Annotated in this window: 6 protein-coding genes; 5 read left to right on the plus strand and 1 reads right to left on the minus strand. The window is 32.6% G+C overall.

From position 1 onward, the window contains the following. The first annotated feature begins 185 nt into the window (after positions 1-185). Positions 186-11303, plus strand: a complete 11118-nt coding sequence (locus CD155_RS01780) for a SasC/FmtB family protein (protein WP_103212346.1) — start codon at positions 186-188, stop codon at positions 11301-11303. A 76-nt stretch (positions 11304-11379) separates the two neighbouring features. Here CD155_RS01780 and CD155_RS01785 read toward each other — a convergent pair whose 3' ends face one another. Next, positions 11380-12645, minus strand: a complete 1266-nt coding sequence (locus CD155_RS01785) for a BaiN/RdsA family NAD(P)/FAD-dependent oxidoreductase (RefSeq protein WP_103212347.1) — start codon at positions 12643-12645, stop codon at positions 11380-11382. A 330-nt stretch (positions 12646-12975) separates the two neighbouring features. On the opposite strand from CD155_RS01785, the gene CD155_RS01790 reads away from it, so the two are divergent. The 4 genes from CD155_RS01790 to pepV all read left to right on the plus strand — a co-directional run bounded on the left by CD155_RS01790 (position 12976) and on the right by pepV (position 17444). Next, a complete protein-coding gene (locus CD155_RS01790) occupies positions 12976-14637 on the plus strand; it encodes a putative polysaccharide biosynthesis protein (protein WP_070830810.1) in 1662 nt (553 codons plus the stop codon). Then, positions 14634-15326, plus strand: coding sequence for a pseudouridine synthase (locus CD155_RS01795; RefSeq protein ID WP_002443460.1), 693 nt, complete (start codon positions 14634-14636; stop codon positions 15324-15326). Before CD155_RS01790 ends, CD155_RS01795 begins: the two co-directional genes overlap by 4 nt. A gap of 21 nt (positions 15327-15347) precedes the next feature. Next, complete coding sequence (locus tag CD155_RS01800; protein WP_002443458.1) at positions 15348-15773, plus strand: YtxH domain-containing protein; 426 nt, start codon at positions 15348-15350, stop codon at positions 15771-15773. 261 nt (positions 15774-16034) lie between these two features. Further along, positions 16035-17444, plus strand: coding sequence for a dipeptidase PepV (pepV, locus tag CD155_RS01805; RefSeq protein ID WP_103212348.1), 1410 nt, complete (start codon positions 16035-16037; stop codon positions 17442-17444). Positions 17445-17447 lie beyond the last annotated feature (3 nt).

The raw sequence follows: 17447 nt of genomic DNA on the forward strand, positions 1-17447 counted from the left end.
AGGTTAAAATTATTTTTACCAATACTAGATTTTAAATATTATAGATGATAAAATTAAAAAGACTTAAAAAGATTGTGTTTAATTATAGTGTGAGCAAACTTGAATTGAGTCAGTATACATCATGTGATAAAAGACTACTTTCATTTAACAGACAACAAAGAATTAACATCTAGGAGGACAATTAAATGAATCTATTTAGAAAACAGAAATTCAGTATAAGAAAATTTAACATTGGTATCTTTTCTGCATTAATTGCTACTGTAACTTTTTTAGCGCATCCAGGACAAGCTTCTGCTGCAGAACTAGATTCGCCTCAGTCTAATAATCCAGAAGGCGCTACATTGGATGAGACTGCGCAACCATCACAAGACCCTAATGTAAATCCACAAGCAAATAATGAAATTGACCAAAGCAATGTTAATCAAGCTACTGATAATCAATTACCAATTAATGCTCAAGACAATGCACAAGCTCAAAGTAATGATACAGAACAAACACAATCACAAAACGCTAATAATGAAATTAATCAATCCAATGAGGAAAATAATGCGTCTGACGCTAATACACTTCCAAAAAATGAAAATAGTGAAAATGACATACATGTTGATAAATCAACACAACATCATATAGAAGCAAAATCTGAAAATAAATCTAAAAAAGATGTTAAAAATACATCTCAACCTATCACACCAGATGCTAAAGCAGTCATTGAAGAGTCTGATATTCCTAAGAAAAGAAGTAGAAGAGAAACACCATTATATTCAAGTCCATCAACTACGAATAATTTAAATGATGATAGTTTAAATACAGATCCTAATTTGAATAATACAGGACGTCGCAGCCCTAAAATGATTTTAACCTTTGATGACACAGGTATCACTACAAGTACAGATAGACGAAATCCTAAAGTTACAGTTGTAAACCATCTTGATGGATTTAATTTAATAGATGGTGGTAGCGTTGGATTTATAAATGCAATCGCTGAAAGAACAAGTGTGTTTGATTCTGGTGATCCTAAAAACTATCAAGCCCAAGGTAACGTATTAGTACTTGGTAGAGCCAAAGCTTCTAATACAAACGATCATGGAGATTTCAAAGGGATTGAGAAAGAGATGACTGTCAATCCGAATTCCGAAGTAGTATTCGAATTTAATACGATGACAACTCAGAATAGTCAAGGTGGAACAAACCTAATTATTAAAGATGCTGATACAGGTCAAGAGTTATTAAATCGACTTATTCAAGGTGGATATTTATACCGTTTATTTAATGTTCCTAATAATGTCAGAAATATTAAAGTTCAATTTAGACCTAATAATGAAGTGATGACAAAACTTAATGGTGTTAGAACACTTAGTGACGGATATAAATATTATGACTTCATCGATACAATTGGTATTAACTCAGGTTCACATTTATATATTAGCAACAGAAATATCAATGCAACAGCTAAAAATAATACTGAATTTACAGTTGCGACGACTGTTACAAATGATGGGAATACATCTGCTTCATTAAAAGATGATGAATTTGTTTATACTTTACATTTACCGGAAGGTATTCAATATGTGGACAATTCATTAACTGTAAGTACGCCAAATGGAAACGTTGCTGGTCAAACACTCAACCCTATGAATGTGACTTATGATAGAAACAATAACACTGTGACAATTAAAAGTAGAGGTTTAAATTCTAATGGCGCTAAAGTGGATGACAGTAGGTTAGTTGCTAAAAAGTCTTTAAGATTACAATATAAACTTAGAGTCAATAACGTAGATAAACCTAAAACTGTACAATTTACAGATAATTTTAGTTATAAAACAAATGCTGAAGAAGCAATGAATGGAGAAATAAATACTAGTACTGTTAATTCAACGCCATATAATGTGGATATTGTAATGAACAAAGATCAACTACAATTACAAGTTGATCAAGAGGTCGTTCCTTCGAATTATACGTATGCTTCAGTTCAAGCTTATAATAAATTAAAAAAACAAGCACAACCTATTCTTGATGAAGAAGCAGATGGTGTAGAAGTTGCTGAGAGAAAGTCTCAAGCAGAGATCGATGCACTAACACAAAAAATGTCAACAACGCTTATAAACAGATTAGATGCTACACGTCAAATCAATGACAAAGCACGTGAAATGATTAGAACTAACAATCAAAATGATGAACTTACTGATGATGAAAAAGATCAAGAAGAGGAAAATATTGATCAACATAAACAAACATATTTAAGTAAAATAGATGATCAACTAACTAATGAAGGTGTTACTAGTGTAGTAAATGAAGGAATAGCTACTTTGAACAATGATATAGCAGTACCTCAAACTAAGCCGAATGCGCGAACTGCAGTCAATAATAAAGTGACTGAACAAAAAGCACTTATCAATCAAAATACTGAAGCTACGAATGAAGAAAAAAATGTCGCAATTCAAAAAGTTGAAGAACATTCAACTGATGCACTTAGTAAAATTGATGAGGCTCAGTCAGATTCTGATGTTAATACAGCAAGAGATGAAGGGATTAATCAAATTAGTTCTGATGTACCTCAACCTCAACATAAAGCCAAAGCGCGAGAGGTTATTAATCAAAAAGCACAAGATAAAGTCAATGAAATTAATAATAACGCACAAGCCACTCAAGATGAGAAAAATTCTGCAATTGATAATGTAAATCAAGCTAAGGAACGTGCATTACAAAGTATTACTAACGCAGATACAAACGATAAAGTTGATTCCGCTAAAAATGACGGTGTGAGTGAAATAGGTCAATTAACTGTCACACCTATTAAAAGACAAAATGCCATTGATGAAATCAATGCGAAAGCTAAACAACAAAAGCAAGTCATTCAAGGAAATACTGAAGCAACAAATGAAGAGAAAGCAGCAGCAGAAAATTCAGTAGATCAAGCTGTGGCTACTGCGATAGCAAGCATTAATGGAGCAAATACGAATGATCAAGTAGATCAAGCTCAAAGTAATGGTGATAATGCAATTACTGCAATCAATCCAGTTGCAAAAATTAAGCAAGATGCACGTCAAGCGATTGAAGCAAAGGCTCAAGCTCAACAACAACAAATTAATTCAAATAATAATGCGACGACAGAAGAAAAACAAGAAGCACTGACTAATGTTAATACGCATAAACAAGAGGCGTTAAGTAATATTGATAAGTCATATTCAAATCAAGAAGTTCAGACTGCACAACAAAATGGTGTAAACACGATTAATCAAGACCACCCTCAAGCTTTGAAAAAACCACAAGCGATTTCAGAATTGAATCAAAGTGCAGAACAGAAAAAACAAAGTATAAGTCAAACGCCTGATGCCACTGATGAAGAGAAATCAGCGGCAAATAATCAAGTGGATCAAGCTTTAACTGACGGCATTCAACAAATAAATCATGCCAATGGAAATGACGATGTTGACAATGCTAAAAATAATGCGACACAAACACTCACTAATGTTACTGTAAATGTTCAAAAGAAACCTCAAGCTAAGCAAGGTCTTTCAGCAAAAGCTACTGAAAAACTTAATGCAATTAATACTGATAATGAAGGTACAAATGAAGAAAAAGCTACGGCTACGCAAAGTGTTACTGACGCAAAGACAAATGCTGAAAAACAAATTAACCAAGCTACTTCTAATCGTGATGTAGATGTTGCAGAGAATACTGGAATCAATAATATTAATAGCATTCGTCCTGTATTCACTAAAAAGCAACAGGCTCGCGCTCAAATTAATGATAAGTTTAATGCAAAAGAAGCTGATATTAATAACACACCAGGTGCAACACAAGAAGAGAAAAACGAAGCCATCACTAAATTAACTCAAGCTAAAGATAATGCTTTACAACAAATCAACCAAGCGCAAACGAATGACAATGTTGATGCGGCTCAAAATGATGGTATTCAAGCTCTTGAAAACGTAAATACAAATGTAGCAAAGAAACAACAAGCTAAAAATGACATCAATCACATTGCTACTCAACATAAGCAAGCGATTCAGAATAACGATGATGCAACAAATGAAGAAAAAGAAGTAGCAAATAAATTGGTAGACGCAGCGATTAACAAAATTAACACCAATATTGATAATGCGACTACTAATGCACAAGTAGATAATGCAGTTAATGATGGTACTCAAACTATCAACGCCATTACGCCTGCAACTACAGTTAAATCAAATGCTAAAAATGAAATAGATAGTCAGACTGCTAATAAAAAAGTTAAGAACCAAAAAGCTACTGATTCAACGGATGAAGAAATAGAAGAAGCAAATCGTAAAGTAGAAGAAGCTCAAACTGAAGCGAAAAATAATATCCAAATTGCTAATACTAATGATTTAGTTAATGAAGCAAAATCAAATGGTATTAGTAAAATGAACGCAATAACGCCTGCAACTACAGTTAAAACAGATGCTAGAAAAGCAATTCAAGACAAAGCAACTGAACAAATAGAATTAATTAAGGCAACGCATGATGCTACAAATGAAGAGAAACAAGCAGCTATTGCAAAAGTGAAGAGTGAATTAGCAAAAGCACAAGCACAAATTAATGCAGAACATACTACACAAACAGTAAATGATGCTAAAACTAATGCAGTATCAGTAATTGGACAAATTACTGCTCAACCTATTGAAAAACAAGCTGCCAGAGATGCCATTAATCAAAAAGCAAATGAACAAACTACAGCCATCAATGCTAATAATAACGCTACAGATGAAGAAAAAGCAGAAGCCAATACTAAAGTGAATGATGCTAAACAAACTGCTTTGAATGCTATCGACAATGCAACTACAAGTCATGATGTAAGTACTGCTAAGACTAATGGAACAACTAGTATTGGAAATGTAGTTCCTTCAACTAACACTAAAACTAATGCTAAAAATGACATCGACACTGCTTTAAATAAACAAATTGAAACAATTAATGCTCATAATACGGCTACAACAGAAGAAAAAGAAGCAGCTGTTCAAATAGCTAACCAAAAAGCGACTGAAGCTAAAGAGAATATTCAAAATGCGCATAATAATGAAGGTGTAAATCAAGCTAAAACTAATGGTATTGATGAAATTAATATTGTAGTACCTTATGCGCATGAAAAAGATGCAGCCAAAGAAGCAATACAAAATAAGAAAAATGATCAAAATAATGCAATTAACGCTACACCTAACGCAACGGATGAAGAAAAAGAAGCAGCTAAAGTGAAGGTTACTGAAGCTGGACAATTAGGTGACAGTAAAGTGGATCAAGCTCAGACTAATCAACAAGTTACTAATGCTAAAACTGAAGCAGTCAATAATATTGATAATATTCGTCCGAACGTTGTTAAAAAGCCAACAGCTAACAAAGAAATTGATGCTAAGTTTGAAGAATTGAAACAAGCGATTAATGCAACACCTAATGCAACTACTGATGAAAAGAATGAAGCAATCCAACAATTAATTGCTAAAAAAGAAGAAATTAAAAATCAAATAAGCCAAGATAATAAAAATGATCAAGTAGAGCAACACAAAGTAAATGGTTTACAAGAATTAGAAAATATTCACGTAAATCCAGTTAAAAAATCGGAAGCTATTCAAGCTGTTGAAGAAAAAGTTAATTCTCAAAATGGTTTAATAACTAACAATGCTGACGCTACAGATGAGGAAAAAGCAAATGCCAAACAACTTGTAGAAGCAGCTAAAAATAAAACCATCACTAACATTAATGAATCACAAACAAATAGTCAGGTAGATAACGCTAAAAATTCTGGAATGAATGAGATTGGTGCAATACAACCAGCTACAACAATTAAATCTGATGCAAAAACTGCTATAGACCAAAAAGCACAACAACAATCAACGATTATTGATGGAAATAATGATGCAACCGATGAAGAGAAAACTGAAGCTAAAAATTTAGTTGAAGCAGCTAAAACAGAAGCAAAAGGAAACATTACTTCTCAACATACAACTAGCGAAGTCAATGATGCAAAAGCTACTGGTATAGAGAAAATCAATAACATTCAACCTGCGACTGCTGTAAAAACAAATGCTAAACAAGATTTACAACGTAAAGCGGACGAACAAAAAGAACAAATTAATCAAACTCCAAATGCTACAGAAGAAGAAAAACAAGAAGCAATTACTAAGGTTAATACAGCATTAGCTGAAGCTACTCAAAAGATTAACCAAGCGCATTCTACAAACGATGTAAATTTAGCTAAAGACGAGGGCATAAATACCATTAACGGTATCCATCCAACAGTTGCTAAGAAACAAAACGCAATTAATGAACTTACTCAAAAAGCAAGTGAACAAAAGACATTAATTTCAAATAATAACGACGCTACGGATGATGAAAAAAATCAAGCTAAAGAATTAGTGGAAACTAAACTAGCTGAAAAAATTCAGAACATTAATAATAGTACAAGAGATGCGCAAGTAGATGCTGTTAAAGAGCAAGCTATAAATGAAATTAAAGCTATTAATGCTCAAGCTCATAAAAGACAAGATGCAATCAATACGTTAACTGCACAAGCAGAAAGTAAAAAAGCTGATATTAGAAATAATAAGGATGCTACAACAGAAGAGAAAAATACTGCGATTCAATCTATTGACGCTGCTTTAACTCAAGCTAGAAATAATATTAACGGAGCTCAAACAAATGCAACAGTTGATGAGAAATTAGAAGAGGCTAAACAATCATTACAGCAAATTGAAGTTACACCTCAAATGAAACCTAATGCCAAAGCAGAGATTACAAATGCAGTTAATAAACAAAGAGAAGCAATTAATAGCAATCAAAATGCAACAACTGAAGAAAAAGAGGCTGCACTTCAACAACTAAATCAAGAAGCAGCTATAGCAAACAATAATATCCAAGAAGCATTAGCAAATCAAAATGTTACTGACGCTAAAAATAACTCGTTAAATGCTATTTCAAATGTTCAACCTATATTAGTTAAAAAACCTGCAGCTAACGATGTAATTAATAAGAAAGCATCTGAACAAACAGAATTAATTAATAATAACCAAGACGCTACAACAGAAGAAAAACAAGCTGCATTAACTAAACTAGATGCAGTTAAAAACACAGCTTTAGAAAATATAAATCAAGCACATTCGAATGAAGATGTTCAAGAAGCAGAAAATGCAGGAGTAGCAGAAATATCTAAAATTGTTCCAGAAACAACTGTTAAACAAAATGCTAAACAAGAAATAGAACAAAATGCTCAAAATCAAGTTGATATAATTAATGGCAATCCTAAGGCAACAGTTGAAGAAAAAACAGAAGCTATAAATAAAGTAAATACAGCGAAAGCAGAAGCAATAAAAAATATAACAAATGCTACAACAACTCAACTGGTTCAAGATGCCAGAGATAATGGGAACGAAACTATTACACAAATCGAACCAGAAACAGCCGTTAAAACAAATGCAATTCAAGCTATTGCTACTGCAGCTAAAGATAAAAATAATCTTATCGATCAAACTGCAAATGCAACTGCAGAAGAAATGGAAGAAGCAAACAATAAAGTAGATCGTCTACAAGAAGAAGCAGATGCAAATGTAACTAAAGCTAATACAACGGATGAAGTCAATAATATTAAAGCTCAAGCACTTCAAAATATTAATGCTGTCCAACCAGAGGTTGTTAAAAAGCAGAATGCTAAAAATGAATTAAATCAATACGTTGAAAAACAAAAACAAGTTATTGAAAGTACTCCAGATGCTACTAAAGAAGAAAAAGATGAAGCGAAAAAATTACTTAATAATGAAGTAGCTTCAGCAACCGGAGCAATTAATAACGCATATCATAATAGTGAGGTAGAAACAGCACTCAATGATGCGAAACCAAAAGTAGAAGCCATTGTACCTAAAGTAAGAAAGAAACGTTCAGCTTTAGATGAATTACAAGCTACTGCAGATAATCAAATCCAGAATATCAATCAAAACACTGAAGCTACAGTTGAAGAAAGAAATGAAGCATTAGCTAAAGTAAATACAGCGCTTGAAGAAGCTAAAGCCAACATTAATAATGCTCAAACTAATGATGAAGTAGATAATCTTAAAGCTTCTAATACTCAAAAGATTGAACAAATTCAACCAGTGACTGCGGTGAAAGCAGATGCTAGAAAAGCTTTAAATGAAAAAGCTCAAGAACAAAATGTCGCAATAGATAATAATCCAAATGCAACTATAGAAGAAAAAATTGCAGCGAAAGAATTAGTAAAACAAGAACTTGAAACTGCTAAATATAGAGTGAATCATGCAAATACAAACCAAGATGTTCAAGACGTGGTAACTTCTGATTCTAATACAATCGCTCAAATCCAGCCTGCTACTAAGATTAAAGATGATGCTAAAGCTGATGTAAATGCAGAAAATGCTAAAAAGCAACAAGAAATTGCTAATAATAATGAAGCTACTACTGAAGAAAAAGATGTAGCTCAACAGCAATTAAATCAAGTTACAAATAACACTAATCAAGCTATTTTAGATGCGCCAGATACAAATCAAGTTAATGTAGAAAAAAATAAAGGCGTAAATTCTATTAGAGATATCAATCCTCAAATAGTCAAAAAGCCAACTGCTAAAGCAGAAATTGATAAAGTAGCTAAAACTAAGAAAGAGGAAATAAATCAAATACCAAATGCAACAACAGATGAAACACATCAATCTTTAAACCAATTAAATCAAGTTGTACAAGAAGCAAAAAATCAAGTTGACCAAGCTCAAACAAATGCACAGGTAGATCAAGCGCAACAAGATGGTGTAAATAAAGTCACTAATTTAAAACCAGCAGTTGCTAAAAAACAATCAGCAATTGATGAAATAAACCTAGCAAAACAAAATAGAATTAATGAAATTAGTCAAGAATATAGTGCTACTAAAGAAGAAAAAGATGCCGCTAAACAATATATTACAAATGAAGCTCAAAAAGCTATTGAACTCATTAATAATGCTCAAACGAACGTAGATGTAGACAATGCTAAAAATTCAGGTTTAGATACAATCAATCAGTATAGTCCTGATTATAGTAAAAAGAAAAATGCTATTTTAAAACTTTATGATGTAGTTGATGCACAAGAAGCTATTATCGATGCGTTCCCTGATGCTACTGAAGATGAAAAACAAGAAGCAATAAATAAAGTTGAAGCATTGCTACTTGATGCTAAGAAACAAATTGGAGACGCTCAAAATAATGATCATGTCGATGCAATCTATAATGAAGCTTCAAATCAAATCAAAGCGATTATGCCGGATGTAATTACTAAATCAAACGCCCGAGATGTGCTTAAATCTTTAGCAAATCAACTTATTCGTACCTTTGAACATACTCCAGATGTTACTGATGAAGAGCGTAATGATGCTATTAGTCATGTCAGAGATCAATTGAATGCCGTATTAGGTGCAATTGACAAAGATACGCGAGATGTTCAAGTTGCCCAAGAAAAAATATTTGGATTAAATGATCTAAATAGTATTGTTATCAACGTTATCCAAAAACCGACTGCTAGAAAAGCTGTAAATAAAAAAGCCGAAGAGATTAACGCTTCAATTAACAATACGCCGAATGCAACAGATGAAGAAAAACAAGTCGCATTGGATAAAGTGACATCCATTGTTAATGACGCTAATGATAGAATTCGTAATGCCAAAGCGGATAGTGAAGTTCTAACTGCAAAAACTGAAGCTATTACTTTACTTTCAGCAGTGAGTCCATTGGTGGAAGCTAAGCCTTCAGCTTTATCTGAAATCCAACAACAAGCAACAATTCAAAAGGCTCAAATAAATCAAAATAGTGAAGCGACTAAAGAAGAAAAAGAAGCGGCTATACAATTAGTAGATCAATATGTTAAACAAGGTGAAGATAGACTCGATGTAGCAACTAAAAATCAACAAGTACAAGAAATCAAAGATGATATCAAAGAAAAGATTTCAAATGTTACACCGTTAGTTAAAGTAAAACCTGAAGCATTAAAACAAATTTTAGCTAAGTTAGATAACCAAAGAGATTTAATCAACAATAACGCTGAAGCAACGGATGAAGAAAAAGCTGCCGCAATCGATAAAATAGTTGAAGCTTCAACTAAGTTTGCTACAACAATTGATAATGCAACTACAAATGAATCCGTAGAAAATGCTAAAAATCAAAGTATTGAAGAAATAGCGATGATTTTACCGGAAGTGAGTAAAAAACCTCAAGCTAAGTTAGAATTGAAACAAAAAGCAGATGAAATTCGTGCTACGATTAATTCAAATAACGATGCAACTACAGAAGAAAAGAACGCAGCTATCAATACTCTAGATGAATTATTAGCAAAAGCGAATGAAGCAATTCAATTAGCTCATACAAATGCAGAAGTAGATAAAGCTAAAGAACTTGCATTACCAGATATTCAAGCCGTTAAAGTATTAGCAGTTGTTAAACCGCAGGCTAAAAATCAAATTCAAGCTATTTTTGATAGAAAACAAAGTAAGTTTGAAACAAATAAAGAAGCAACTAAAGAAGAAAAACAAAAAGCTTTAGATGAACTTTTTAGTGCTATTAAATTAATCAATAATTCAATTCAAAATGCTCATACAAATGCAGAAGTTTCCGAAGCCCTTAACAATGGTATTACTAAATTAGATGCGATAGAAATCACAGCACGTAAAAAAGCATTAGCAAATACTTATTTACAAGGACTTAGTGATGAAAAAATTCATGAAATCGAATCAGATAATGACGCTACAATAGAAGAAAAACAAGTATTTACTAGTAAAGTTAAAGCGTTATTAAATCGAATTCAATTACAAATTGCTGAAGCAGAAACTAATGAAGATGTAGATAATAGCGTTAAAAACTTCAAAATTGAATTAAACAAATTAGACTTAAAAGCACATAAAAAACAAGCTGCTAAACAAAGAATTCAACAAAAAGCGAATGAAATCATCCAAATCATTGAAGCTAATAATAATGCGAGTGCACAAGCTAAATTAGCTGCAAAAGCTTTAGTTTCTAAGATATTAGATGACGCTTACGAAGAAATCAATGAAGCAAACCATGATGCAACAGTTGACGAAATAGTTAAAAAAGCGATTGAAAAACTGAATGCTATCAAAGTTAAAGAAGATCTCAACGTTTCAAATGAGCCTTCTAAAGACACTTCTAATTGCGATAGTGAAACTAACACAACTCAAGAAACTGTTGATCAATTACCAGATACAGGAGATTCAAATGATTCTGCACCATTAGCAGGAGCAGCGCTTATCTCAGGATTAGCTTTATTAGCAGCACGTAAGTCTAAAAAAGATAAAAATGCATAAAAAATAGACTCATATCAATAATAAAAATTAAACCTTCTAGGTAACAAAACTTGTTACTTAGAAGGTTCTTTTTCAATTAGTTATTCGATTCTGTAGTGAAAGAGCCGGCGTACGTACCAGCTACATGACCAGTTACTAAAGCACTCGTAATATTGTAGCCACCAGTATAACCATGTATATCTAATACTTCACCACATAAAAATAATCCCGGTACAATCTTAGACATCATCGTTTTAGGTTGAATTTCTTTTAATGATACACCACCGCCTGTGACAAAGGCTTTATCTAAAGGTTGGGTACCATTAACAGTAAACGTAAATCCTTTTAAATTAGAGATAAATTCGTTGAACTGTTGATTAGATAAATGGTGCGAAGTTGTTTCATCATCTATTTGAGATTGTTCTAACATAAATAGTAAATATCGTTCTTCAATGAGACCACGTAAACTATTTTTCAAGTATTTATCTGGTTCTGCATCTAATAAAGATTTTACTTTCTGAGTGAGTTGGTCATTATTTAAATCAGGAAAAACATCTAATTGCATTTTAATATCTTGCTTCTTCTGATTTTTTTGTTCTTTATATACGAATTGGCTACATCTTAAAGCAGCTGGACCGCTAACTCCAAAATGTGTGAAAATCATATCCATTTGATGGCTAATTCTTTTTTTACCATTTTTCTTTAATACTGATAATTCGACATCTTTTAAGCTCAAACCCTTGAGTTGCTTTGATTTAATAAAAGGTTCGTTCGATGTAATAGGAACCTCAGTGGGGAAAAGCTCTGTGATAGAATGACCCAACGATTCGGCAAACTTATAGCCGTCGCCTGTTGATCCAGTTTGTGGTACTGAAGTACCGCCAGTAGCAATAATTAATGAATGACTTTTAAATTCACCATTTTGCGTTTTGACATAAAAAATATCGTTCTCATAAGAAACGTTAGTTACTGGGGTCTCTTCCATCACTTTAACTTGATTATTTTTTATTTGTTGGACTAACGTATCCACCACATCTTGAGCTTTATTTGATACTGGAAACATACGTCCATGATCTTCTTCTTTTAACTTAACACCACGACTTTCAAAAAAGTCGATGATTGATTCATTGTCAAAGACAGAAAAAGGGCTGTATAGAAATTTACCATTACCTGGAATATTTTTAATAATTTCCGCATAGGGGAGGCGATTTGTCACATTACAACGACCGCCACCTGAAATTTTTAATTTTCGACCTAAACCTTTTTTCTTTTCAATTAACAACACATTGTCACTAACTTCACTTGCGGCTACTGCAGCCATTGATCCACTAGGGCCACCGCCAATAATTATAGTTTGATACATTGAGTTACCTCCATATCTTCTTAGTACTATTGTATAAGACTGATTCAGTATATTCTAATAAAATTAAGGTATGAGATGACAAAGTGTAAAAATGTAATTATAATATAAAACTTGGAACCTTCTATATATTAAGAAGGAAAATAGCAACGTTTTTCTACAATTAACAAGCTTTTTAAAAACTTATTGACTTTAAAGTCTAAAAAGTAGGAATTAAAAGACAAACATCTATTATTTTGTGATATATTTTTAAGTAATGCAAGATAATAAGTCAGTTTAAAACAACATGAAACAAATAAACTTTAATAAATTTTTAAGATTGGAAGATAGGTAATGAGTGAAAGTAAAGAAATGGTTCGAGGAACCTTCTTAATTACATTGAGTATTTTAATTACTAAAGTATTAGGTGTCTTATTCATTATTCCATTCACTTCTTTAATAGGTGGACAAGAGAATATGGCTCCTTTTACTTATGCTTACGCTCCTTATAATATAGCAATTGCTGTAGCCACAGCCGGCGTACCTTTAGCTGCTTCGAAATATGTAGCTAAATATAACGCAATAGGTGCTTATAAGGTGAGCCAAAAGTTTTATAAGTCTAGTTTTATTGTAATGAGTATTACAGGTATCATAGGCTTTCTTATTTTATACTTCTTAGCTCCATACATAGCAGAATTAACTTTATCACGTAATTCTCATGAGAAAAATGGTTGGTCTGTTGCAGATATCACTTGGATTATAAGAATTATCAGTATGGTAGTTATATTTATACCAGTACTAGCAACTTGGAGAGGTATCTTCCAAGGTTACAAGTCTATGGGACCAACAGCAGTTTCTGAAGTTACGGAACAAATTGCTCGTATTATTTTCATTTTAGTTGGAAGTTACTTAGCTTTAAATGTATTCAACGGAACGATTTTACAAGCAAATGGTATCGCTACATTTGCAGCGGCAATTGGTGCTATCGCAGGTATCATCACATTATGGTACTACTGGATTAAACGTAGAAGAAATATTAAACAGATGGTAGAATCTGATACTGCTAATTTAGATGTATCGTATGGCGCTATGTATAAAGAAATTATTGCTTATAGTATTCCGTTCGTCATTGTCAGCTTGAATTTCCCATTATTCAATTTAGTAGATCAATTTACACATAACGGTGCATTAAGTTTAGTAGGCGTAAATCCAGTATTACAAGATACGTTCTTTAATATGTTAAATATGTCTACAAATAAAATCGTTATGATTCCAACGTCATTAAGTGCAGGATTTGCGGTGAGCTTAATTCCATACATTACTAAGACTTACGAAGAAGGGCGTCTTGATGAAATGCATAGACAAATTAGAACATCTATTGGGGTTCTAATGTTTATTACAGTTCCTGCAAGCATTGGTATCATGGCTTTAGCTCAACCTTTATTTACAGTTTTCTATGGTTACGATCCAATTGTTCACGGACATGATCCTAACTTTGACGGAAGTCGTTTATTATTCTACTATTCGCCAGTTGCGATACTTATTTCACTACTTAGTGTGACTGCTTCAATGCTTCAAGGTATTGATAAACAAAAATTAACAGTTTATGTTATTTTAGGTTCAGTTTTAATAAAACTAGCATTAAACTATCCATTAATTATGATGTTACACACGCCTGGTGCTGTTTTAAGTACGGCAATCGCATTATTATTCGCTAATGCATGTAACTTCTACATTCTTAAAAAATACGCTAAGTTTAAATTCAGCTATAGTTGGATTCATTTTGGAAAAATATTCTTATATTCTTTCATCATGATGATTGGCGTAGAAATCGTATTCTTTATACTTAAACTTTTCTTAGAACCAACACGATTTGGTTACCTTATTATCATAGCAGTGAGTGTTGTTGTGGGCGCACTCATTTACGGTGGTATTACAATTAAGAATAGATTAGCTGATGAGTTTTTAGGAGATATTCCTGGAAAAATTAGACGTAAAGTGAAGTTTTTACAATGAGAATAGATAAATTTTTAGCAAACATGGGTGTAGGTACGCGTAATGAAGTTAAACAATTACTTAAAAAAGGTGCAGTCGAAGTAAACGATAAGAAAATTAAAACACCTAAAACGCATATCAATCCTAATGAAGACCATGTTACAGTGAATGGCTCAACCATTTCTTACATTGAGAATGTCTATATCATGCTAAATAAACCTAAAGGCGTGATTTCAGCCACAGAAGATGACTCGCATAAAACTGTCATAGATTTAATCCCTGAATATTCACATTTGGGGATTTTTCCTGTAGGAAGATTAGATAAGGATACAGAAGGTCTATTATTATTAACAAATGATGGTCAATTTAATCACGAATTAATGAATCCGAACAAACATGTTTCAAAAACATATGAAGTCGTTTCTAAATATCCAATTAAACAAGCAGATATTGAAGCGTTTGAATCAGGTGTTGAACTTTCAGACGGAAAAGTTAAACCCGCAAAGCTTATTAAAGGAAATGACCATCTTTCATATGTTACGATTTACGAAGGCAAATATCATCAAGTTAAAAGAATGTTTCATAGTATAGAAAATGAGGTATTAGAATTGAAACGTATTAAAATCGCCAATTTAGAATTAGATCAATCTCTAAATGATGGTGAATTTCGTTTTCTAAATGAACAAGATTTTAACAATCTTAAAAACTAATAAAGGAGAAGGTGTTTTATTATGGGTAAATGTACAAACTTATTTAGAATTGCATTAGGTATCGGTGGTGCTGTTGCAGCAGTTGCTTTAACTCGTAAAGACAGCCGCGATAAACTAAAAAATGAATATAACAAATATAAAGAAAATCCTGAATCATACAAAGCAAATGCTAAAGATTTAGCTAACCAAATCGGTAGCAAAGCGAATGAAACGATTCAAGAAGTGAGAAATAATCCAAAAGATTATGTAGATCGTATTAAAAACGATCCTAAAGCATTCTTTGAAGAAGAAAAATCTAAATTCACTGATTTAGATGATAAAAAAGCAGACGACTTAGAAGAAGGTAAGTTTGACGACGAAGGTGGCGCAACAACTTCTAATAATCTTAGAGTAGTCTCTGAAGAAGATTTAAAAAATAATAAAAATGCTTTAGAAGATAAAAAATAAGGCAGTTTTATACAACATGTGTCATCAGATTAAATTCTGGTGGCATTTTTTTATGCAATTTTCCCCACATAAAAGATTATAAAATAATTTCTCACCTACACTTTCAAATTTAAATTCAAACCCAGAATGAACACTCATTTTGTAAAAAAGATTCAATCAAAAGAAAAAAATTAAGTAATTTTTCTGACATCTTACTGTAGTTTCTCAGTAACATAATGTAAAATGGATATTAACTTATAAAAAAAAGGAAGTCGATCTCAAATGTGGAAAGAAAAGGTTCTAGAATATGAAAATCAAATGATTGATGATCTGAAAGGCTTATTATCTATTGAAAGTGTTAGAGATGATTCTCAAGCCTCAAATGAAGCACCAGTTGGACCGGGACCAAGAAAAGCTCTAGACTACATGTATCAAATTGCTGAGAGAGATGGTTTCTCAACACATGATGTGGATCACATTGCCGGACGAATTGAAGCAGGTAAAGGCGACGATGTTTTAGGTATTTTATGCCATGTCGATGTTGTGCCAGCTGGAGATGGGTGGGATTCAGATCCGTTTGATCCAGTAGTTACAGATAATGCCATTATTGCTAGAGGTGCATTAGATGATAAAGGACCAACAATTGCTGCATATTATGCTGTTAAGATTCTGAACGATATGAATGTAGATTGGAAGAAACGTATTCATATGATTATTGGGACAGATGAAGAGTCTGACTGGAAATGTACAGATAGATATTTCCAAACTGAGGAAATGCCTACTTTAGGTTTTGCACCTGATGCTGAATTCCCAGCGATACACGGTGAAAAGGGTATTACTACTTTTGATTTAGTTCAAAATAAAATGGCAGAAGATGCTGATGAGCCTGATTACGAACTCATTAGTTTTGAATCTGGTCAAAGATATAATATGGTTCCAGACCACGCAGAAGCACGCGTGCTAGTTAAAGAGAATATGACAGATGTCATTCAAAACTTTGAATACTTTATAGAACAACATCAACTTCAAGGTGAAAGTACAGTTGATAGTGGCATATTAATCTTAACTGTTGAAGGTAAAGCTGTTCACGGTATGGATCCTTCTCTAGGTGTCAATGCCGGTTCATATCTCCTTAAATTTTTATCATCACTCAACTTAGATAAAAGTGCTAAAGATTTTGTGGAATTTAATAATCGCTATCTGTTTAATTCTCATTTTGGTGAAAAAATGGGCATGAAATTCCATACAGATATCATGGGCGATGTAACTACAAATATTGGGATTATAAAATATGACAACGAGCAAGCTGGTAGATATGGCATTAACTTAAGATATCCAGAAGGATTCGAATTCGAAGAAGCAATAGAAAGATTTACTAATGAAATTAAAGAACTTGGCTTTAGTGTTGAATTAGGCAAAGTTCAGAAACCTCATTACGTTGATAAGAACGATCCATTTGTAGAAAAGCTCGTTAAAGCATACAGAAATCAAACAGGCGATATGACTGAACCATATACTATTGGTGGCGGTACATATGCTAGAAATCTCGACAAAGGGGTCGCATTCGGTGCAATGTTTGAAGATACAGAAGATTTAATGCATCAAAAAAATGAGTACATGACTAAACAACAATTGATTGACGCAACAAGTATTTATTTAGAAGCAATCTATTCTTTATGTGTGGAGGAATAAATG

The sequence above is a fragment of the Staphylococcus caprae genome (assembly GCF_002902725.1).
Taxonomy (GTDB): Bacteria; Bacillota; Bacilli; order Staphylococcales; family Staphylococcaceae; genus Staphylococcus; species Staphylococcus caprae.

What these genes read in the sequence shown, in the direction of transcription:
- CD155_RS01780 (WP_103212346.1), top strand. Translation starts at nt 186, where the DNA reads ATGAATCTATTTAGAAAACAGAAATTCAGTATAAGAAAATTTAACATT.
- CD155_RS01785 (WP_103212347.1), bottom strand. Translation starts at nt 12,645, where the DNA reads ATGTATCAAACTATAATTATTGGCGGTGGCCCTAGTGGATCAATGGCT.
- CD155_RS01790 (WP_070830810.1), top strand. Translation starts at nt 12,976, where the DNA reads ATGAGTGAAAGTAAAGAAATGGTTCGAGGAACCTTCTTAATTACATTG.
- CD155_RS01795 (WP_002443460.1), top strand. Translation starts at nt 14,634, where the DNA reads ATGAGAATAGATAAATTTTTAGCAAACATGGGTGTAGGTACGCGTAAT.
- CD155_RS01800 (WP_002443458.1), top strand. Translation starts at nt 15,348, where the DNA reads ATGGGTAAATGTACAAACTTATTTAGAATTGCATTAGGTATCGGTGGT.
- pepV (WP_103212348.1), top strand. Translation starts at nt 16,035, where the DNA reads ATGTGGAAAGAAAAGGTTCTAGAATATGAAAATCAAATGATTGATGAT.